The 20,556-nt window shown below is 70.9% G+C and carries 14 protein-coding genes; 8 read left to right on the forward strand and 6 right to left on the reverse strand.

Annotated elements, in window-relative coordinates:
- Positions 1–29: 29 nt before the first annotated feature.
- The gene (locus AB0I15_RS29140) at positions 30–374 is read left to right on the forward strand and encodes a hypothetical protein (RefSeq protein ID WP_358102130.1); all 345 of its coding nucleotides are present in this window, start codon (positions 30–32) and stop codon (positions 372–374) included.
- Positions 375–438: 64 nt separating this feature from the next.
- On the opposite strand, the gene AB0I15_RS29145 is transcribed toward AB0I15_RS29140, so the two are convergent.
- The gene (locus AB0I15_RS29145; RefSeq protein WP_358102061.1) at positions 439–3,585 is read right to left on the reverse strand and encodes a PDZ domain-containing protein; all 3,147 of its coding nucleotides are present in this window, start codon (positions 3,583–3,585) and stop codon (positions 439–441) included.
- Positions 3,586–3,769: 184 nt separating this feature from the next.
- Between AB0I15_RS29145 and AB0I15_RS29150 the strand changes: the two genes are divergently transcribed.
- On the forward strand, positions 3,770–4,738 hold the full coding sequence (locus tag AB0I15_RS29150) for a TIGR03557 family F420-dependent LLM class oxidoreductase (protein ID WP_358102063.1): 969 nt from the start codon (positions 3,770–3,772) through the stop codon (positions 4,736–4,738).
- Here AB0I15_RS29150 and leuS read toward each other — a convergent pair.
- Positions 4,735–7,215 carry a leucine--tRNA ligase gene (gene leuS, locus AB0I15_RS29155; RefSeq protein ID WP_358102065.1) on the reverse strand — a complete coding sequence of 827 codons (2,481 nt, stop codon included), beginning with the start codon at positions 7,213–7,215 and terminating at the stop codon, positions 4,735–4,737. The genes AB0I15_RS29150 and leuS overlap by 4 nt on opposite strands.
- A 437-nt stretch (positions 7,216–7,652) precedes the next feature.
- Here leuS and AB0I15_RS29160 point away from each other — a divergent pair, with 437 nt between their 5' ends.
- Positions 7,653–9,491 (forward strand): hypothetical protein, encoded by a 1,839-nt coding sequence (locus tag AB0I15_RS29160; RefSeq protein ID WP_358102067.1) that lies wholly within the window; start codon positions 7,653–7,655, stop codon positions 9,489–9,491.
- Positions 9,492–9,517: 26 nt separating this feature from the next.
- Here AB0I15_RS29160 and AB0I15_RS29165 read toward each other — a convergent pair whose 3' ends face one another.
- Entirely contained in the window at positions 9,518–10,759 is a 1,242-nt protein-coding gene (locus AB0I15_RS29165; protein WP_358102069.1) for a cytochrome P450, read from the reverse strand.
- Positions 10,760–10,987: 228 nt separating this feature from the next.
- On the opposite strand from AB0I15_RS29165, the gene AB0I15_RS29170 reads away from it, so the two are divergent.
- Positions 10,988–12,097: an RNA methyltransferase gene (locus AB0I15_RS29170; protein WP_358102071.1), complete on the forward strand. Its 1,110-nt coding sequence runs from the start codon at positions 10,988–10,990 to the stop codon at positions 12,095–12,097.
- Here the strand turns inward: AB0I15_RS29170 and AB0I15_RS29175 are convergent.
- The 3 genes from AB0I15_RS29175 to AB0I15_RS29185 form a co-directional block, all read right to left on the reverse strand.
- Positions 12,069–12,911 carry an alpha/beta hydrolase gene (locus tag AB0I15_RS29175; RefSeq protein ID WP_358102073.1) on the reverse strand — a complete coding sequence of 281 codons (843 nt, stop codon included), beginning with the start codon at positions 12,909–12,911 and terminating at the stop codon, positions 12,069–12,071. The two genes, AB0I15_RS29170 and AB0I15_RS29175, sit on opposite strands and share 29 nt — an antisense overlap.
- Positions 12,912–13,004: 93 nt before the next feature.
- Positions 13,005–14,258, reverse strand: a complete 1,254-nt coding sequence (locus AB0I15_RS29180; RefSeq protein ID WP_358102075.1) for a cytochrome P450 — start codon at positions 14,256–14,258, stop codon at positions 13,005–13,007.
- A gap of 33 nt (positions 14,259–14,291) precedes the next feature.
- Positions 14,292–15,839, reverse strand: a complete 1,548-nt coding sequence (locus tag AB0I15_RS29185; protein WP_358102076.1) for a GMC family oxidoreductase N-terminal domain-containing protein — start codon at positions 15,837–15,839, stop codon at positions 14,292–14,294.
- A gap of 163 nt (positions 15,840–16,002) precedes the next feature.
- Between AB0I15_RS29185 and AB0I15_RS29190 the strand changes: the two genes are divergently transcribed.
- The 4 genes from AB0I15_RS29190 (at position 16,003) to AB0I15_RS29205 (ending at position 20,490) form a co-directional block, all read left to right on the forward strand.
- Positions 16,003–17,541 carry a long-chain fatty acid--CoA ligase gene (locus AB0I15_RS29190; RefSeq protein ID WP_358102078.1) on the forward strand — a complete coding sequence of 513 codons (1,539 nt, stop codon included), beginning with the start codon at positions 16,003–16,005 and terminating at the stop codon, positions 17,539–17,541.
- A gap of 208 nt (positions 17,542–17,749) precedes the next feature.
- Positions 17,750–18,691, forward strand: coding sequence for an aminoglycoside phosphotransferase family protein (locus AB0I15_RS29195; protein ID WP_358102080.1), 942 nt, complete (start codon positions 17,750–17,752; stop codon positions 18,689–18,691).
- Positions 18,692–18,872: 181 nt separating this feature from the next.
- Positions 18,873–20,141, forward strand: coding sequence for a PHB depolymerase family esterase (locus AB0I15_RS29200; protein WP_358102082.1), 1,269 nt, complete (start codon positions 18,873–18,875; stop codon positions 20,139–20,141).
- A 181-nt stretch (positions 20,142–20,322) separates the two neighbouring features.
- Complete coding sequence (locus AB0I15_RS29205; RefSeq protein WP_358102084.1) at positions 20,323–20,490, forward strand: hypothetical protein; 168 nt, start codon at positions 20,323–20,325, stop codon at positions 20,488–20,490.
- Positions 20,491–20,556: the final 66 nt, after the last annotated feature.

The following is a 20,556-nucleotide window of genomic DNA, read 5'->3' on the forward strand; positions in this document are numbered from 1 at the left end:
CGAGGCCCTGCGAAGCCAGCCCCCCCTTCGTGTACGGCTCCGCGAACCTCTTCGGCGTCGAGGCCACGGTCGCGGCCTGGCGGCACGGGGACGCCTGGCTGGCGGAGACCGTGGCCCTCCTGGACCGCAACCGGCACACGATCGCCGAACGCCTGCCCGCCGGGGTCGGCTACCGCATCCCGGAGGCGACGTACCTGGCCTGGCTCGACGTGGGCCGCCCGGGGATGGCGGAGGTGATCGAGCGCGAGGCCCGGGTACGCCTGAACGACGGCGTGGCCTTCGGCCCCGGCGGCGAGCACCACGTCCGGCTCAACTTCGCCACCACCGAGGCCATCCTGGACGAGGTCCTCAACCGCCTGACACCCGTCCTCTGACAAGAAGCCTCTGAGAAGCCGCCGCAGCCTCTGAGAGAGGCTGCGGCGGCTTCCGGAGGAGGGGTCAGGACAGCGGAGGCAGCTCGGGGGGTGTGGCGGGCGGCCGCTCCTCGAGGGCGGCCAGCGCCAGCTCGATCGCCTTCTCGAGCTGCGGATCCCGCCCCGCCACGCGGTCCTGGGGCGTCATCACGACCTCGATGTCGGGATCGACGCCGTGGTTCTCCACCCCCCAGCCGGGGCCGTCGAGCCAGAACGAGTACCGCGGCTGCGTGACGCGGGTCCCGTCCACCAGCGAGTAGCGCGAGTCGATCCCGATCACCCCGCCCCACGTCCGCACGCCGACCAGCGGCCCGATCCCGCGGGCCTTGATGCCCGCGCTCACGATGTCGCCGTCGGAGCCCGCGAACTCGTCCGTGACCGTCACCACCGGCCCGCGAGGCGAGTCCTCGGGATAGCGCATCGGCTTGTACCCGCGCGCCAGCGCCCACCCCGTGACCCGGCGCGACAGCTTCTCCAGCACCAGCTCCGACAGGTGGCCGCCGCCGTTCTCGCGCACGTCCACGACCAGCCCGTCGTAGGCCATCTCGGTACGCAGGTCCCGGTGGAACTGCGCCCACCCGGAGGCCACCATGTCGGGTACGTGCAGGTAGCCGAGCCTGCCCCCCGACGCCTCCCGGACGAAGGCCCGGCGGCTCTCGACCCAGTCGTGGTAGCGCAGTTGCGACTCGTCGCTGATCGGGCTGACCACGACCCGGCGCACGTCACCGCCGGAGGCGGGCCGCACGGTCAGCTCGATGGGCTGGTTCGCGGTGCCGGCCAGCAGGGCGAGCGGGCCGCGTACCGGGTCGACCGGGCGGCCGCCCACCGCGAGGATCGCGTCGCCGGGACGGACCGCGACACCGGGCGCGAGCAGCGGTGAGCGGGCGGCGTGGTCGGAGGACTCGCCGGGCAGGATGCGCGTGACCCGCCACACCCCGTCCTCGTCCCTGGCCAGGTCGGCGCCGAGCAGGCCCTGGCGGCGGCGGGGGTTGACGCCGGGGCCGCCGGCGACGGCGTAGGCGTGCGAGGTGCCGAGCTCGCCCTTCGTCTCCCAGAGCAGGTCGACCAGCTCGGAGTGGGAGCCGATGCGCGAGACCAGCGGCTCGTACCGGTCGAGCACGCCCTGCCAGTCCACGCCGTTCATGTCGTCGCGCCAGAAGTGGTCGCGCATGAGACGGCCCGCCTCGCGGAAGCCCTGCCGCCACTCGGCGACCGGGTCGATCTCGACGGCGATCCGGTCGAGCTCGATGGTGACGGCCTCGTCGCCCTCGCTCGCGGCGCGGGTCTGCAGGCCGTTCTTGCCGTTGGTGACCAGGCGGGAGCCGTCGGCGCTGACCTCGAAGGACCGTACTTCCTTGCACAGCTCGGCCTTGGCGCGCTTCTTGAGGTCGTAGCGTTCCAGCGTGACGTCGGACGCCTGCTCGGTGCCGTCGCCGAGCACCCCGGTGAGCGGCGAGCGCAGCCAGAGCAGCGCGTCCTTGGCGGTACGCAGGTTGGTGTAGCGCCCCGCGGGCACCGGCACCGGCACCACGCGCGAGGCCAGTCCGTCGGCGTCGACCTCGGTACGCGGCGGCGCGTCGTCCTTCTTGTCGTCCTTGCCGGGCTTGTCATCCTCGCCGTTGAACCCGCGCCCCTGCAGCGAGGGGTCGAACGGCGAGGGCGTCGCGGCCTGCAGGGGCACGATGTACGGCCGGCACCCGTAGGGGAACGACATGTCGAAGACGTGCTCGTCGTACACGGGGTCGAACGTGCGCACCGACAGGAACGCCAGGTGTTTGCCGTCCTTGGTGAACACCGGGTCGTAGTCGACGAAGCGCGGCGGGGTCACGTCGATCACCGAGCCGCCGTCCAGCCGGCCCATCCTGATCTGCGTCATCCGCTGCTCGTGCGGGTGCTCCCAGGCCAGCCAGCCGGAGTCGGGCGAGAACGCCAGCCCGCTCACGTCCCCTTGGCCGGTCCTGTCCAGCTCCCGGACGTTCTCGGACTCCAGGTCGATGACCAGCAGCCGCCCGTCGTGGGTGGCCACGGCCACGTGCTTGCCGTCGGGGGCGGCGGCCAGCTCCAGCACCCGTCCCAACCGCCCGGCGGCCAGCGTCCTGACCTCGCCGCCCGGGGTGCCGATCTCCAGCCCGTCCTCCCCGCCGGCGTCGGACACCCACACGGCCCTGCCGCCGGCGTCGAGCACGCGCGGCAGCCGTACGCGTACGCCCGGCTCGGCCCGCAGCGCGCCCGCGGGCCCGTCGCGGTGGGTCACCCAGTGGGCGGTGCCGCGGATCTCGACCGCGCTGGCCCGCCCGGTGGCGTCCGGCGAGTACGCGCCCACCCGCAGCGGCGCCGGCCGTCGAGCCCGCCCCGGCCGCGGCCCGCCCAGCCGCACCTCCAGCCGGTACGGCTCCGCGTCCAAGCTCTCCAGCAGCCACAGGTCACCGGCGTGGCTGTAGATCACCCGCTCCCCGTCACTGACGGCGTGCCGGGCGTAGAACTCCTCGTGCGAGGTGTGCTTGCGCAGGTCGGACCCGTCGGGCAGGGCGGAGTAGAGGTTGCCCGCGCCCTCGATGTCGGCCAGGAACACGATCCGGTCCCCGACCCAGCTCACCGACCAGTACTGTGCCGCGCTGTCGGCGAACAGCCGGGTGAACTCCCCGTCCCCGTCGGCGTCCACCCAGATCTTGCCCGCGGTGCCACCCCGGTAGCGCTTCCACTGGGACGGCTCACGCCACATCGACGACACGGTGGCGACCTTCGCGCCGTCCACCGCCGCCTCGCTCACCCATCCGTACGGCAGCCGCGTGGCCGGGCCCCCGTCGAGCGGCACCGCGTACGCCCAGCGCCTGGAGTCCGAGCCCTGCTGCGTCGCGCTGACCGCGAGCACGTCCCCGTCGCCGGTCCACCCGCGCACGGTGGTCGCCGCGTTGCCCCAGTGCGTCAGCCGATCGGCGTCGGCGCCGTCGATCTCGGCCGTGAACACCTCGGGGGCGCCCTCCTTGGCACCGCTCCACGCGATGCGGCCGCCGTCGGGCGAGAACCGCGGATAAGACACCGGCACGCGGTCGGCGGTGAACCGCCAGGCTCTCCCCCCGGCGAGCGGAGCCAGCCAGACATCGTCGTCGGCGACGAAGGTGACCAGGTCACCATGCAGATGCGGGTACCTCAGGTATGCGCCATTTGTCACAGCTAGACACTAATGCGGGATGCCAAAGCCCAGCCCAAAATTCTCCCACCAGCGCAAGACCCGGGCCGCCGGGAGGAGGGTCGATCGCCCGCATGGCTGGTGGTCGAGGAACCGTGCGAACGCGACCATGATTGATCTCCGTACCCCGGACGCTAAGGCCAAGAAACCCGGGTAGCCCGGACACATGGTACAGATCGGCTACACCTTGATGTCCGAACAGACCCCGGCCCGCGAGCTGGTCGACTACGCCGCGGCGGCCGAGCGGGTCGGCTTCGACTACGCGGTCATCTCCGATCACTATTTCCCGTGGATCGAGGAGATGGGGCATTCGCCCTACTGCTGGTCGGTGCTCGGCGCGGCGGCTCAGGTGACCGAGCGACTGCCCCTCATGACGTACGTGACCTGCCCCATCATGAGATACCACCCGGCCGTGGTGGCGCAGAAGGCCGCCACGATGGGCGTGCTGAGCCAGGGGCGCTTCACCCTGGGCCTGGGCGCGGGCGAGAACCTCAACGAGCACGTCATCGGCGAGGGCTGGCCATCCGTCGACACCCGGCACCGGATGTTCGCCGAGGCCGTGCAGATCATCAAAGAGCTGTTCAGCGGCGACTACATCACCCGCCAGGGCGAGTTCTACGACGTCGACTCCGCCAAGCTGTACGACCTGCCGGACGAGCCGGTCCCGATCGGCATCGCCGCCTCGGGCGGCCGGTCGGCGGAACTGGCCGCCGAGTTCGGCGACATCCTGGTCGTCAACGAGCCGATGCCGGAGGTGGTCCAGCAGTTCAAGGCGTTCGGCGGCGAGGGCAGGCCGGTCTACGGCCAGCTCCCGATCGCGTACGACACCGACGCCGAGGCCGCCAAGCAGCGCGCGCACAAGCTGTGGCGCTGGTCGAGCGTCGGCGGCTGGAAGGTCATGGCCGAGCTGCCCGGCCCGGTCAACTTCGCCGCGGCGGCCGGCACGGTACGCCCCGAGGACGTGGCCCAGAGCGTGCCCTGCGGCAACGACGTGGACGCCGTCGTGCAGGGCGTCAAGAAGTTCGTCGACGCGGGCTACACGCACGTGGCCCTCGTCCAGATCGGGCACGACCAGCAGCAGCCCTTCTTCGCGTGGGCGGAGAAGGAGCTGCTGCCGGCGCTACGCGCCCTCTAAGGGACGATGTTGACCAGCTTCGGCGCCCTGACGATCACCTTGCGGGGCACGCCCTGCAGGTAGGAGGCGACCTTCTCGGAGGCCAGCGCCAGCGCCCGCAGGTCGTCCTCGGCGATGCCGGGCGGCACCTCCAGGCGGTCGCGCACCTTGCCGGCCACCTGCACCACGCAGGTGACCGACTCCTGCACCAGCAGCGCGGGATCGGCCACCGGCCACCCGCCGAAGGTCACGGACCCGGTGCGGCCCAGCCGCTCCCAGCCCTCCTCAGCGGTGTAGGGGGCCACCAGCGACAGCAGGATCGCCAGCGTCTCGGCGGCCTCGCGCACCGCCGGGTCGGCGGGGCCGGGGCCTGTGTCGATGGCCTTGCGCGCGGCCGAGGTCAGCTCCATCATGCGCGCCACCGCCACGTTGAAGCGGTAGGAGTCGACCAGCTTGGTGGCCTCGTCGATCGTGTGGTGGGTGACCTTGCGCAGCTCGGTGTCGCCGCCCTCGAACGGCACGCCGGGCTCGCTGGTGACCTCGGACATCACGCGCAGCGCGCGGGCCAGGAACTTCTGCGACGCGGACGGCGAGACGTCGGCCCAGTCGATGTCGTCCTCGGGCGGCCCGGCGAAGACCATGGTCAGGCGGACGGCGTCGACACCGAAGTCGTCGATCTGCCTGCCCAGGTCCACGCCGTTGCCCAGGGACTTCGACATGGCCTTGCCGCCGTTGATCACCTGCCCCTGGTTCAGCATGCGCACGAACGGCTCGGTGAAGTCGACCATGCCCATGTCGTGCAGGACCTTGGTGAAGAAGCGTGAGTACAGCAGGTGCAGGACCGCGTGCTCGATGCCGCCGACGTACTGGTCGATCGGGCCCCACTGGCGGATCTGCTCGGGGTCGAACGGGCCGTCGGTGTAGCCGGGCGAGCAGTAACGCAGGAAATACCACGACGAGTCGACGAACGTGTCCATCGTGTCGGTGTCGCGCTTGGCCGGGCCGGAGCACTTGGGGCACTCGACGTTGACCCACTCCGTGGCGCTGGCCAGCGGGGAGACCCCCTTGGGCGCCAGCGCCTCGCCCCGCAGGTCGGGCAGCGTGACCGGCAGTTGCTCGTCGGGGACGGGCACCTCGCCGCAGTCGGGGCAGTGGATGATCGGGATCGGCGTGCCCCAGTAGCGCTGCCGGGACAGCAGCCAGTCGCGCAGCCGGAAGTTGATCGCGCCCGTGCCCCGGCCGTCGACCTCCAGGATCTCGATGATCTTGGAGATGGCCTCGACCTTGGTCAGGCCGTCGAGCGGGCCGGAGTTGACCAGCGTGCCCTCACCGGGGGTGGCCTCGCCGGTCTCGCCCGGGTCGGCCAGGCCGGTGTGCACGACGACCTTCACCGGCAGCTCGAACCTCAGCGCGAAGTCCAGGTCGCGCTGGTCGTGGGCGGGCACGGCCATGATGGCGCCGTGACCGTAGTCGGCCAGCACGTAGTCGGCCGCCCAGACCGGGATGCGCTCGCCGTTGACCGGGTTGATCGCGTGGCGGCCCAGGAAGACGCCCGTCTTCTCCTTGTCGGTGGCCAGCCGCTCGATGTCGCTCAGCCGGGAGACCTCGGCGCGGTAGGCCTCGTAGGCGGGGCGCTGCTCGTCGGTGACGATCTCGTCGGCCAGCGCCGCGTCGGCGGCGACCACGAAGAACGTGGCGCCGAACAGCGTGTCGGGGCGCGTGGTGTAGACGTGGACCGGCTCCTCGCGGCCCTCGATCTCGAACAGCACGTCGGCGCCCTCGGAGCGGCCGATCCAGTTGCGCTGCATGGTCAGCAGGCGCTCGGGCCAGCCGGTCAGCTCGGCCATGTCGTCCAGCAGGCGCTGCGCGTAGTCAGTGATCTTGAAGTACCACTGCGTCAGCTCCCGGCGGATGACGTCGGCGCCGCAGCGCTCGCACTTGCCGGCCACGACCTGCTCGTTGGCCAGCACGGTCTGGTCGTTGGGGCACCAGTTGACCAGGCCGCCCTTGCGGTAGGCCAGGCCGCGCTCGAAGAAGCGGTTGAACAGCCACTGGTTCCAGCGGTAGTAGTCGGGGTCGCTGGTGTGCAGGCGGCGCGACCAGTCGAAGGAGATGCCGTAGCGCCGGAACGAGTTGGCCTGCGTCTCGATGTTGGCGTAGGTCCACTCGGCGGGGTGGGCGTTGCGCTTGATCGCGGCGTTCTCCGCGGGCAGGCCGAAGGAGTCCCAGCCGATCGGGTGCAGGACGTTGTAGCCCTTCTGCATCCAGTAGCGCGCGACGACGTCGCCGATGGCGAACACCTCGCCGTGGCCCATGTGCAGATCGCCGGACGGGTAGGGGAACATGTCGAGCATGTAGCGCCGTTCACGCGGGTCGGCGGGGTCGTCGCTCGCCCGGTAGGTGTCCTGCTCCTCCCATCGCTGCTGCCACTTGGCCTGCAGCGCCTGCGGGTCGTACTCACTCACGGCTACTGTCCTTCTGGCTTGATTCGGACCCATAAGAAAACCCCTCGTGCGGAGAACGAGGGGTGGAGCCGCGACGGCGATCGCATCTAGGGCCGTCGCGGCCCGCTAAGAAGCAGGGTCGCGGAATGCACGTGTCAAGCCTAGCGCACGTCTTCGGCTGAATGCAGATACTCGATCGAGGTCCAGGGGCACAATGGATCCTTCAGGTCCGGTGAGACCTGATGGTGATGTATCCGTTGTGACCTCATTCGTCCCACAAGAATAGCCTTGTCGCCGTGGTGTACCGAGCTGAGCCAGATCGAACGGAAGGCAGCCTGCCGTTGCAGGATCCGCCGACCGATCCTCATGGCTTCCCTCGTTTCGCTGCGGAACCACCCGCATCTCCTGGAAAATCCCATGAGATCATGCGTGAGACGTCAAATCCGGATATAACGGGACATCCGGACACAACCTCGGGAGGGCCGGCAGCAATGGCAACGGATAATTCCGGACCTCATCTGCCATCCTCCTGGCCGGAGGCGCCACGGCGCGACGCCGCCTCCTCCTGGCCCGACGCCCCCTCCGCCGAGGTCCCGACGTCCTGGCCCGAGACCCCGCGGCCGGCCCAGACCGACCCCTCCTGGCCGGAGCCGCCGCGCAGGGAACCCTCCTGGCCCGAGTCGTCCCGCACCGAGCCCCCGCGCCACGACGCGTCGGGCCAGACCGGCCCCTCGTGGCCCGATCCGCCCCGCCAGGACGTCTCCTGGCCGGACCTGACGCGCCCGGAGTCCGCCCGTCAGGACGTGCCGATGTCATGGCCGGACGCCACCCCGCAGGACGGGCCCACCTCGTGGCCCGACACCTCGTCGAAGGGCGCCGCCGGGCCGACGGCCTGGCCGGACGCGCCGCCGCAGAGCACCGGGGGCACCTCCGCGTGGCCGGACGTGTCGTCGAAGGGCGCGCCCGGCCCCTCCCGCCAGGAATACCCTCCCGTTCCCGACCCGGTGCCGGCGTGGGCGCAGCCGCCGACGCCCGCCCCCGGGGCCTGGGCCAATCTGTCCACGCCCGCCCCCTGGCCGCAGGGCGAGCGTGACGCGGGCAACGCGGCCGAGCGCACCATGATGTACGACGGCAAGCCATCACCCGACCAGGACGCGCTGTTCCAGGACTCCCCTGGGCCGCCTCCGCCACCCCAGACCCACCCGGCCGACGAGCGTACGGTCACCTACGCCCAGCACACCGAGAACCTGCTCAACGACCGCGGAATGCCCGCGAACCCCGGGCACTCGAACCCCGGGCACTCGAACCCTGGGCACTCGAACCTCGGGCCCGCCAACCCTGGGCCCGCCGGTCCCGGGCAGGCCGCCCCCGGGCCCTCCGCCCCCGTGGAGTCCGCCCGCATCGGCGCGCCGCCCCCCGGGGACCAGCACGTCGCCGGTCCCCGCCCGGGCTCGAACCTCAGCCGCGACCCCTCCGACCCCGACCGCCCGTTCGTGACGGCCGGTCAGATCAGCGGCTCCCGCACCCCGCCGCCGGAGCGCCAGCAGGAGCTCTGGAACACCGTCTTCGGCGACAACTACCAGTCCATGGGCGACCAGGACGCGCTGGACGACGAGCCCGGCAAGCCCATCTGGATCTACGCCCTCGGCGGCTCCGTGGCGGTCGCGCTGGTCATCGCGCTGCTGTACGCCTTCCTGTGGGGGCCGCTGGCCTCCGGGGAACCGTCGGCAGGCGCGAACCTCGCCAACGCCGACAAGGCCACGACGGCGCCGAAGGCGACCACCACCAAGACCTCGACCACGATCGGCCCGCTGCCCCGCTACTCCGGCAAGGCCTCCCCCGTGATCGGCCGCGTCTCCGACGTCCCGGCCAGGATCTCGATGCCGCGCCTGGGCGGCTCCTGGCAACTCGACCAGCGCACCACGGTCAAGGGCACGTACGGCTTCGACACCCGCCAGTACGTCCAGCTCGCGCCCGAGCGCTACGCCCAGGTCATGTCGGGCCCGCTGTCGCAGCGGCTGGCGCCGTACTACGAGCAGGACGACCTGGAGCCGGTCATCAAGCAGGTCGTGCTGTCGGCCCGCCGGAGCTTCTTCCCGAACGACAACAAGGTCCGCAAGATCGCCCAGCAGGCGATCAAGGTGGGCGACCAGTCGGGACGGCTGATCGCGTACTCGCTGACGTCGGGCACCGAGAAGGCCACGATCGTGACGATGGCCATCAACACCGGCGCGAATGTCCCGGCCATCGTCTACATCTCGATCCCCTCGGAGGGCAAGCAGCTTCTCCCCGACATCCGCACGGTCATGAACCAGATCAAGCTGTCCTGACCGCACGGCGGGGAGCCGGCGGGGGGCTAGAAGCGGCACTCCATGTGCTTGATGCCGTTGATGAAGCTGGAGTGCAGCCGGTCCGGCTTGCCGCCCTCGATGGTGGGCACGCGGCGCAGCAGCTCGCGGAACATCACCGTGATCTCCCGCCTGGCCAGGTGGGCGCCGAGGCAGAAGTGCGGGCCCGGGCCGCCGTAGCCGACGTGCGGGTTGGGGTGGCGGGTGACGTCGAAGCGCAGCGGGTCGGCGAACACGGCCTCGTCCCTGTTCGCCGCCCAGTAGAACAGCACCGCCTTCTGGCCCTTGCGGTAGAGGGTGCCGTTCATCTCGAAGTCCCTGGTGAGCTTGCGGCGCATGAAGTTCACCGGGGAGGCCAGCCGGACGATCTCCTCGACCGCGCCGGGCGCGCGGCCGTCGATGTCGTCGAGCCAGAGCGCGCGCTGGCCGGGGTTCTTGGTGAGCAGGCGAAGGCCGTAGGAGATGGCGTTCCTCGTGGTCTCGTTGCCGGCCACGACGAGCAGGATGAAGAACGAGCCCAGCTCCTGCATGGTCAGCCGCTCGCCGTCGATGTTGGCGCTGACCAGTGACGAGGTCAGGTCGTTCGTGGGGTTCTCGGTGCGGTGGGCGGCCAGGTCCTGCACCAGTTGCTGCAACTCCATGCCGGCGTTGAGCAGGCGCTCGGCGAGCTGGTCGAGGTCTCCGCCGGTGTATTCGGGGTCGAAGCCGCCGAGGATGATGTTGGAGCGGTCGAAGACGAACTGGTAGTCGCGCTCGGGGATGCCCATCATGTCGCAGATGATCTTCAGAGGCAGGCGGGCGGCGACCTCGGTCACGAAGTCGCAGCCGGGGCCCTTGGCCAGCAGGTCGTCCACGATGCCGACCGCCGCGGCCTCCACGTCGGCCTCGAACTGCTTGATCATCTTGGGCGTGAACGCGCGGGAGACGATCCGCCGCAACCGCGCGTGCCGGGGGTCGTCCATGTTGATCATGGAGCCGAAGTACTCGGCGAACTCGGCGGGCATGTCGGGGATGTTCGTCGCACCGCCGTCGCCGGAGCAGAAGACCTCCGGGTTGCGGCTGGCCTCCAGGATGTCGGCGTGCTTGACCAGCGCGTAGTAGCCGGGGCCCTTGGGCGCGTACGACATCTCCATCTCTTCGAAGAAGGCGGGGGTCTCACGCGCACGCAGCCGCTCGAAGGCTTCTTCGCGCTCGTTCATGGGCTTGGCCCAGAAGTCGCGCTCCGACAGGTCGAAGTCCAGGACGCTCATGAGCCAATCATTCGAAAAGCGGCCACTTACGTCAATGGGTAGGACGTACACCGTACGTACGGAGCCGAGAAAATCTGTGGCTCCTGGTGCCCGAAGCGCCCTAGGGTGTGCGCCATGACGTTCTTCTACCTGCGCTAGCGATCCGCCGGCGGGTCGCGGACACCCACCGCCGGCGATGCGGGGCGGCCGAGCGACCGGCGCCCCGGGTCGCGACGTGGGAGAAGACAGGTGCCAACCTTTGGTGTGGCCAGGGCCGTGCGTGGCATGGAGCCCCTGGTGGCCACCGAGATCCGGCGTTCACGCATCGGCGTCGTACGCGCGATGCGCCACCGCGAGGTGTGGTTCGAGGCCTCGCCGGAGGCCGACCCGCTGCGCCTGCGTACGGCGGACGACGTCCTGCTCGCCGCCGCCGTGGTCGACGGGATCGGCCACGGCCGCTCCGCGCTGCGGCGGCTGGCCGCGGCGGCGCGGAAGGTCGACGCCGGGCGGCTGGCGCGGCCTGGCAACGGGCTGGAGGTGTCGGCGTCGTTCGTGGGGCGGCGCAACTACACCAGGTTCGAGATCGAGGACGCGGTCGGGGCCGAGTTGGCGCGGCCGTTGCGGGTGGCGTACCACTCCAGGAGGGACGGGCGGCGCCCGCCGCCGGACGCGACGGCGTGGCGGGTCACGATCGAGGGCGACCAGGCCGTCATCGCGGTACGGGTGGCGGACCGGCCGCTGCACCGCCGCGCGTACAAGACGGCCTCGATCCGGGGCACGCTGCATCCGCCGGTGGCCGCCGCCATGGCGGAGCTGGCCCGGCTGGGCGGCGCCGGGACGGTGCTGGACCCGTGCTGCGGAGCGGGCACCACGCTGATCGAGGCGGCGGCGGCCTGCGGCCCCGGCACGCGCCTGCTGGGCTTCGACCACGACCCGTCCGCCGTCGCGGCCGCGACGGCGAACGCACGCGGCACGACGCACTCGGCGGGCGTGACCGGCACGGCGCTCCGGGCGGACGCGTCCGTCATGGCGCTCCCGGTGGGCGTGGCCGGCACGGCCTGTCCGGTGTTCGCCGTCGCGGACGCCGGGCGCGTCCCGGTGGCCTCGGGCGGTGTGGACCGGGTGCTGGTCAACCCGCCCTGGGGACGCCAGGTGCCGCCCAGGGGCCTGCTCGCCCGGGGCCTCGGCCCGCTGTGGCGGGAGGTGCGCCGGGTGCTGGCCCCTGGCGGGCTGGCCGTGGCACTCGTGCACGACGGGGTCCCGCCCGGGTTCGTGGTGGAGGAGGTGGTCCAGGTGAGCCTGTCGGGTCAGCACCCCCTGATCGCGGTCCTCAGGCGGGGCCGAGCCAGTCCAGGATGAGACGGTTGATCTCGGCGGGCCGCTCCAGGTGCAGGAAGTGGCCCACGCCCGGCACCTGCTCGGCCCTCGACCCCTCGGGCAGGTGCTCCAGCGCGCCCTTGGTCAGCTCGACACCCAGGGCGCCGTCCTGGGTGCCGTGCAGGTAGAGGATGGGAGCCCCGGCCCCGGCCTCGCGCTCGACCGCCGGGTAGCGGCCGGAGGGCGGGGTGGTGCCCAGCATGGCCCGGTAGTAGCCGATGGCGGCGCCGAGGTTGGCGGGCGCGCCGATGCTGCGGCGGACGAACTCGAGGTCCTCGCGGGCGTCGTACCCGGGCGACCAGTCGCGCCAGAGGCCCTCGATGAAGCCCGGAGCGGCGGCGGCGTGCTCGGCCAGCCCCGTCTGGAAGAGGAAGATGTAGAAGGAGCGCTTGAGCTGCTCGTAGTCGAAGAAGACGCCGCCCAGCGAGCCCGGCGGCGGCACCGCCAGCGTCACGGCCCGGCGGAAGCGGCCCGCCGTGGCGTAGACGGGGAAGGCGCCCCAGTCGTGGCCGATGATGACGGCGTCGTCACCGCCGCCGAGCTCCTCGTGCAGGGCGCGGACGTCGGCGACCAGCGCGGCGTCCTCGTACGCCCCGTCGGCCGGGACCTCGGTGGGCGCGTAGCCGCGGGTGAACGGCGCGACCGCGCGGTAGCCGCGCTCGGCCAGCGCGGGCATCAGGTGCCGCCAGGTGTGCGCGGTGTCGGGGAAACCGTGCAGGCACAGCGCCAGCGGCCCTTCCCCCACCGTCAGATACGCGAACTCCACCCCATTGGCGTGGATAGTCCTGATCTCCATGACTGCGAAACCTAGCATTCGGCCCGCCTCTGGAGCACCACTACCCGGCGAGGGGATCGCGCGCCGGCGGGTGGCGGCGATCGGGCGGGCGCGTCAGAAGGCGTAGGGCAGGTGTTTGACGCCGTTGATGAAGTTGGACAGCAGGAAGTCGGGTTCGCCGGTCGCCCTGATGGCGGGCAGGCGGGTGAACAGCTCGCGGAACATCACGGTCATCTCCCGGCGCGCCAGGTGGGCGCCCAGGCAGTAGTGCGGCCCTGGCCCGCCGAAGCCGACGTGGGGGTTGGGGTCGCGGGTGATGTCGAACGCGTCCGGGTCCTTGAACACCGTCTCGTCGCGGTTGGCCGAGTTGTAGAAGAGCAGCACCTTGTCGCCCTTCTTGTACGCGGTGCCGTTCATCTCGTGGTCACGGGTCAGCGTCCGGCGGAACTGGATGACGGGCGTCGCGTAACGGACGATCTCGTCGCAGGCCCCGGCGATGCGGCCGTCGAAGTCGGCGAGCAGCAACTCCCGCTGGTCGGGGTGGTCGGTGAAGAGCTTGAGCCCGTACGCGATCGCGTTGCGGGTGGTCTCGCTGCCCGCCACCACCAGCAGGATGAAGAACGAGCCCAGCTCCTGCGAGCTCAGCCGCTCCTCGCCGTTGACGAGCAGGCTCACCAGGTCGCCCGTGGGCCGCCTGCGCCGCTCGTCGCCCAGGCGGGCGGCCAGCCGGTTGAGCGAGAAGCCCGCGTGCAGCAGCTTGACCAGGCCCCGGGCGACGTTGACGCGGCTGAAGCCGGGGTCGATGCCGGTGTACTCGGGGTCGGCGTTGCCGAGGACGACGTTGGTCCGCCGCAACACCATGTCATGAAATTTCGCAGGGATCCCCATCATGTCGCAGATGACCCGTACGGGCAGTCTGGCGGCCACCTGGGTGACGAAGTCGCCCGGCCCCCGCTCGATCGCCTCGTCGACGATCTCCGCGGCGGCCTTGGCCAGGTCCTCCTCCATCTTCGACAGGATGCGCGGCGTGAACGCCCTGGACACGATCCGCCGCAGCCGGGCGTGCCTCGGGTCGTCCATGTTGATCATCGAGCCGAAGTACACGCTCAGCCAGCGCGGCATGTCGGGGATGCTGTTGGAGCACGGCTCGCTGCTGAACACGGCCGCGTTCCTGCTGGCCTCGGTCACGTCGGCGTGGCGGACGAGGGCGTGGTAGCCGGGGCCGCCACCGATGAACGGCACGGTCTGCTCCGGCACGAAGACGGGGTGCTCCAGCGCACGCAGCCGGCGGAAGGCCGCCATGCGCTCGGCCTGCGGCGATCCCCAGAACGGGAGCTGTGAGAGGTCCAGTTCGACGGGCAGCGTCATACCCGACAAGCCTTGTGCAAGTGGGCACTTACGTCAAGCCTTGCGTCCTCGGACGAGGTCGGCCCCCTTCTCACCGATCATGATGGCGGGAGCGTGGGTGTGGCCGCGGTTGAGCGTCGGCATGATGGACACGTCGGCGACCCTGAGCCCCTGGAGGCCGCGCACGCGCAGCTCCGGGTCCACGACGGAGGCGTCGTCGGTGCCCATCCGGCAGGTGCCGACCGGGTGGTAGAGCGTCTCGCCGCGCTCGCGTACCCACTGGGCCAGCTCCTCGTCGCTCTCCGGCGCCCAGTACGGCGCCAGCGGCCCGCCCGCCCACGGCTTCATCGCGGCGGTGGCGAACACCTGCTTGGCCGTCTTCAGCCCCGCGACCAGGCGCTTGACGTCGGCCTCGGCGCTGAGGTAGCCGGGGTCGATCATCGCCTCCCGGCCGCTGAGCCCGACCCTGCCGCGGCTCTCCGGCTGCAGCAGCACGACCCCGACGGTGAGCCCGTGGCCGGTCGGCGGGGTGAGCCCGTGGTCGATGAACGGCCCGGGCGCGAAGATCAGCTCGACGTCGGGCGCCGGCTCCTCGGCCGAGGTCCTGACGAACGCGACGGCCTCGCCGACGTTCGTGGTCAGCATGCCGGAGCGCAGGACGATGTAGCGCAGCAGGTTGACGATCGACTCGGCCTTGGTCAGGGTCACCGGCTGCTTGCACTCGACGTACACGCCGGTCGACAGGTGGTCCTGCAGGTTCTTGCCGACCTCGGGCAGCTCGTGCACGACCGGGACCCCGGCGTCGCGCAGCTCGTCGGGCGCGCCCACGCCGGAGCGCATGAGCAGGTAGGGGGACCCGATCGCGCCCGCCGCGAGGATGACGTCGCGGCGCGCCTTGATCAGGGTGCCGCCGCTGTGCTCGATGCCGGTCGCGCGTTTGCCGTCGAACGTCACCCGGTCCACCGTCGCCCCGGTGATCACGTGCAGGTTGGGCCGTGACGCGGCCGGGCGCAGGTAGGCGTCGGCGGAGCTCCAGCGACGGCCCCGGTTCTGGGTGACGGGGGTGGGGCAGTAGCCCTCGTTGGAGCGGCCGTTCAGCTCGCCGAGGCGCGTCAGGCCGAGCTCCTCGCACGCCTTGAGGAAGGCGGCGGTGGTGACGTTGGGGCTGCGCAGCTCGGAGACGTAGAGGGGGCCGGTGGTGCCGTAGACGCCGCCCTGGTTGCTGCCGACGCGGCGCTCGGCCTTGGTGAAGTACGGCAGGACGTCGTCGTACGCCCAGCCGGGGACGCCCCACTGGTCGTAGTCCTCCTGGCAGCCGCGTACCCACATCTGGGCGTTGAGCGACGACGAGCCGCCCAGCACGCGGCCTCTCGGCCAGTAGAGCTCACGGCCGGACATCTCGCCCTGTTTGGCCGTGGTGTAGTTCCAGTCGTAATCGGTCTTGAACAGCTTGGCGAAACCCGCGGGCATGCGGATCTCGAGTTTGTCGTCCTTTCCGCCCGCTTCGACGAGCGCCACCGACACGCCGGGATCCGCGGACAGCCTGTTGGCCAGGACGCAGCCGGCTGAGCCCGCCCCGACGATCACGTAGTCGTACTCCATGACCCCTCCAGGGGTAAGTAACTTCCTACTTGCTTACTCGACGTGGGCGGTCGCGTCCATATCCGGCCGAGCCCTCTGCAGGTGGCAATTCATTACCCCTACCGGTCGGTATGCCCGTGCTGCGAAGATGTCGCCGAAGCCGTTCTAGAGGGAGGAAGGCGTCATGCTGAATCTGTCGATCGTCCTGGAGGACAGCGCCAGGAACACCCCCGACGGCACCGCGATCGTCTTCGGCGACATGCGGCTGCCCTACTCCATGATCGACACTGTCGCGAACCAGGTCGCGAACCTGCTGGTGGCGCGTGGGATCGAGAAGGGGGACAAGGTCGCGCTGGCCTGCCCGAACCTGCCGTACTTCCCGTTCGTCTACTTCGGCATCCTCAAGGCCGGCGCGACGGTGGTGCCGCTCAATGTGCTCCTGCAGTCGCGTGAGATCGCCTACCACCTCGACGACAGCGACGCCAAGGCGCTGTTCTGCTTCGAGGGCACGCCGGAGCTGCCCCTGGGCGAGCGCGGCAAGGCGGGGTTCGAGGCCGCCGAAGGCTGTGAGCACTTCTTCGTCCTGCCCGCGACGCCGCTGGCGACCGAGTCCGTGCACGGCGAGTCGATCTGGGCCGCGCTCGGCGGGATGGCGGGCGAGTTCGCCACCGTGCAGACCGCGCCCGACGACACGGCGGTGATCCTCTACACCTCGGGCACCACCGGCCAGCCCAAGGGCGCCGAGCTCAGCCACCAGAACATGCTGATGAACGCCATGGTCAGCGACAAGATGTTCCCCCGGGGCGAGGAGGAGGGCGACACCTACCTGGCGGTGCTGCCGCTGTTCCACTCCTTCGGGCAGACGGTCGTGATGAACACGGGCTTCCTGCGCGGCGCGACGGTCGTGCTGATGCCGCGCTTCGACCCCGGCGACGCGCTCGCGGTCGTGGCCAAGGAGAAGGTGACGTTCTTCGCCGGGGTGCCGACGATGTACTGGGGCATGCTGACGAAGATCCACGCCGAGGGCGCGGAGGTGCCCCGCTCGCTGCGGGTGGCCGTGGCGGGCGGCGCGTCGTCGCCGGTGGAGGTGCTCAAGGACTTCGAGCAGACCTTCGGCATCGGCATCCTGGAAGGCTACGGGCTGTCGGAGACCTCCCCGGTGGCCAGCTTCAACCAGCCCGGCCGGATCACCAAGCCCGGCACGATCGGCACCCCGATCTGGGGCGTGGAGATGAAGCTGGTCGACGGCGACTGGAAGACCGTCGAGGGCGAGGGGCCCGGCGAGATCGCCATCCGCGGCCACAACGTGATGAAGGGCTACTACGGCCGGGCGGAGGCGACGGCCGAGGTCATGAACGACGGCTGGTTCCGTACGGGTGACATCGCGACACGTGACACCGACGGCTACTACTCCATCATCGACCGGGCCAAGGACATGATCATCCGTGGCGGGTTCAACGTCTACCCCCGCGAGCTCGAAGAGGTCCTGATGACCCATGAGGCCGTGTCGCTGGCCGCCGTCGTCGGCGTCACGCACGAGTCGCACGGCGAGGAGATCAAGGCGTACGTCATCCGCACCCCCGGGGCCACGATCACCGAGGACGAGCTGATCGCCTGGACCAAGGAGAACATGGCGGCGTACAAGTATCCCCGGATCGTCGAGTTCCGCGACTCCCTGCCGATGACGGCCACGGGCAAGATCCTCAAGCGCGAACTCCGGTAACCGGCCGGCTCCGCCCCTTCAAGGCGCGGGCCCCGGCCCGCGCCTTCCGGCCGCCCTCATCGGCGTGGCGCGCCGCCGGGCTGCGGACGATCTGGATCGACCGCGGGGTCACCCCGTCGGCGGCCGGCCACGTCGTGACCGACGTCGTCGCCGCGATCGACCTGATTCAGGATGAAGCGGTCCCGCGTGGCCCGATACCGTGATCGGCATGCGAGATCGGCCGGACGACTTCGACGAAGACCTGCTGCGCCCCGCGCTGACCGCGTGGGGGATCGAGGCCGCCACGCTGGACTACGCGCCGGTGGGGTTCGGCGACTTCCACTGGGTGGCGAGCGGGCGGGGCGGGCGGCGGTGGTTCGTGACGGTGGCGGACGTGCGGCGGCAGACCTACGAGGGGCTCCGGCTGGCCATGGACACGGCCGCGGCGCTGCGCGAGGAGGCTGGCCTGCCCTTCGTCGTCGCTCCCCTGCGCGCGGCCGACGGCACCACCCTGCGCCGCCTCGACCGGCACCGGTACGCGATGAGCGTGTTCCCGTACGAGGGCGGCACCGGCGGCGACTTCGGCGACCCTCGGCCGGCGCCGGAACGCGAGCTGATCATCGACCTGCTCGCCGAGCTGCACACCACCCCGCCCCCGCTCTCCACCCCCGACCGTCCGCCGGCGCTTGCGGGACGGGCGGGCCTCGAACAGGCCCTCCGACCCTCACGTGAGCCCTGGCTCGGGGGCCCGTACTCCGAGCCCGCGCGGGAGCTGCTGGGCGTGCACGGCACGATGCTGCGGCGGCGGCTGGAGGAGTTCGATCGGCTGGCCGGCCAGCCCGGGGAGCCGGTGGTGACGCATGGGGAGCCGCACCCCGGCAACCTGCTGCGGGATGGGGAGCGGCGGCTGCTGGTGGACTGGGACACGGTGGGGATGGCCGCACCGGAGCGGGACCTGTGGCTGGTGGCCGGGTCCGAGGAGGATCTGGCGCGGTATGCGGAGGCCACCGGCCGCGTCCCCGATCCTGGAGCGATGGCGCTCTATCGGCTGCGGTGGGCCCTGAACGACGTGGCGGAGTTCGTGGAGTGGTTCCGGTCGCCGCACGGGCGCACGCCGGACGCCGAGCAGTCATGGGAAGCGCTCACCGGGACGCTCGCCGGGCTGAGCTGACAGCTACTCCCGGCTTCGAAACTTTCACGCCCGAGGCCGCCCGGACAGCGCCTCTTGGCAGCTCAGCGGCGTCCTCAGCACCCTCTCACGCCTCGCCAGTTGTCATGCCGAAATTTTCTGTAGAGACTCGCAATGTTTCGGCAGCAGCAGCGAGAGGAACTCGATGAAGCTGAGAGCTCGAATGGCAGGAGCCGTGGCCGCCGCGGCGGCGCTCATCGTCGCCGGCCTCATCACCGCGCCCCCGGCCTCGTCGGCGCAGTTGACGGAAGTGACCGGTTTCGGCACGAACCCCAGCAACCTGCGCATGCACCTGTACGTCCCCGACGGTGTCGCCGCCCGCCCCGCGGTCCTGGTGGCCGTGCACTACTGCACCGGGTCGGGCCCGGCCTTCTACTCGGGCACCGAATTCGCCTCGCTCGCCGACCGCTACAAGTTCGTCGTCATCTATCCCTCCGCCACCAGGAGCGGCTCCTGCTTCGACGTCTCCTCGCCGCAGGCGCTCCGGCACGACGGCGGCAGCGATCCGGTGGGCATCGTGTCCATGGTCAGGTACGTCCAGCAGCGCCACAACGCCGACCCCGCCCGTACGTACGTGACCGGCGCCTCCTCCGGCGGCATGATGACCAACGTCCTGATCGGCGCGTACCCGGACGTGTTCAAGGCCGGGGCGTCGTTCATGGGCGTGCCGTTCGCCTGCTTCGCCACCACCGACGGCTCGAGCTGGAACAGCGCCTGCGCCAACGGCCAGATCGTCAGGACGCCGGCGCAGTGGGGTGACCTGGTACGCGCGGCGTACCCCGGCTACAGCGGCGCGCGTCCGCGCATGCAGATCTGGCACGGCACGGAGGACGCCACGCTGCGCTATCCGAACTTCCAGGAGCAGATCAAGCAGTGGACCAACGTCCACGGCGTCAGCCAGACCCCCAGCCTCACCGACCAGCCCCAGTCCGGCTGGACCAGAACCCGGTACGGAGGCACGGGCACCATGGCCCCGGTCGAGGCGATCAGTCTCCAGGGCGTCGGCCACAGCCTGCCGCAGGGCGGGATGGCGGCCAGGGTCATCGACTTCTTCGGCCTGGCCACCGGCGTCGACCCCACCACCACCCCGACCGTCACGCCCACACCGGGGACGGGGGCCTGCCGGATCACGTACGACGTGAACGCCTGGAACACCGGCCTGACGGCCGCCGTCACCATCGCGAACACCAGCACCGCGCAGATCTCGGCCTGGAACCTGACCTTCACCCTGCCGGCCGGCCAGACGATCACCTCGGCCTGGAACGCCACGGTCTCCCCGACCAGCGGCCAGGTCACGGCCAGGAACGCCGGCTACAACGGCTCCATCGCGCCGGGCGCGTCGGCCTCGTTCGGCTTCCAGGCCAACCACGGCGGCAACACCGCCAAACCACCCGCGTTCTCCCTGAACGGCACCGCCTGCACCTCGGCCTGACGCCGAGTTTCCCCAGTTCACCGGCCCACTGGGCATCCGGGATCCAGTGGGCCGGCACCATCCGCCGCCCGAAGGTTGCGCTTTGGAAACGGCTTCACCTTTGATTTTTCGCGCGCTTGCCTCCGCGCTGTCCGTAGCCATACGGTCACGTTAAGGAGTTGGGAAAAGCGAAGGAGAGCACGTGGGCAGGCACGCGAGGCCCCACAGCACCAGGGAGCGGGCACAGGAGCCCCAGGAGGCTTCCGGCGCGGAGGAGCATCCGCCGAGCCGGGGCCGGCATGCCAAGGACAGGCAGCGCTGCGCGACGGCCGCACCGAACGAGCAGCCCGAGTCCCTGTCGGCCTCCTGAGCATCCGTCGGGGCCCTCCAGCACCCTTATCCTGGAACTTGCGTAAACTGCAAGCTATGTTTCAGT

The organism is Nonomuraea sp. NPDC050643 (assembly GCF_040654715.1).
Classification (GTDB): domain Bacteria; phylum Actinomycetota; class Actinomycetes; order Streptosporangiales; family Streptosporangiaceae; genus Nonomuraea.

Bases quoted from the DNA above. Each gene is read 5' to 3' on its own strand.
- AB0I15_RS29150 (WP_358102063.1), top strand. From the start codon at position 3,770: ATGGTACAGATCGGCTACACCTTGATGTCCGAACAGACCCCGGCCCGC.
- leuS (WP_358102065.1), bottom strand. From the start codon at position 7,215: ATGGGTCCGAATCAAGCCAGAAGGACAGTAGCCGTGAGTGAGTACGAC.
- AB0I15_RS29160 (WP_358102067.1), top strand. From the start codon at position 7,653: ATGGCAACGGATAATTCCGGACCTCATCTGCCATCCTCCTGGCCGGAG.
- AB0I15_RS29165 (WP_358102069.1), bottom strand. From the start codon at position 10,759: ATGAGCGTCCTGGACTTCGACCTGTCGGAGCGCGACTTCTGGGCCAAG.
- AB0I15_RS29175 (WP_358102073.1), bottom strand. From the start codon at position 12,911: ATGGAGATCAGGACTATCCACGCCAATGGGGTGGAGTTCGCGTATCTG.
- AB0I15_RS29180 (WP_358102075.1), bottom strand. From the start codon at position 14,258: ATGACGCTGCCCGTCGAACTGGACCTCTCACAGCTCCCGTTCTGGGGA.
- AB0I15_RS29185 (WP_358102076.1), bottom strand. From the start codon at position 15,839: ATGGAGTACGACTACGTGATCGTCGGGGCGGGCTCAGCCGGCTGCGTC.
- AB0I15_RS29190 (WP_358102078.1), top strand. From the start codon at position 16,003: ATGCTGAATCTGTCGATCGTCCTGGAGGACAGCGCCAGGAACACCCCC.
- AB0I15_RS29195 (WP_358102080.1), top strand. From the start codon at position 17,750: ATGCGAGATCGGCCGGACGACTTCGACGAAGACCTGCTGCGCCCCGCG.
- AB0I15_RS29200 (WP_358102082.1), top strand. From the start codon at position 18,873: ATGGCAGGAGCCGTGGCCGCCGCGGCGGCGCTCATCGTCGCCGGCCTC.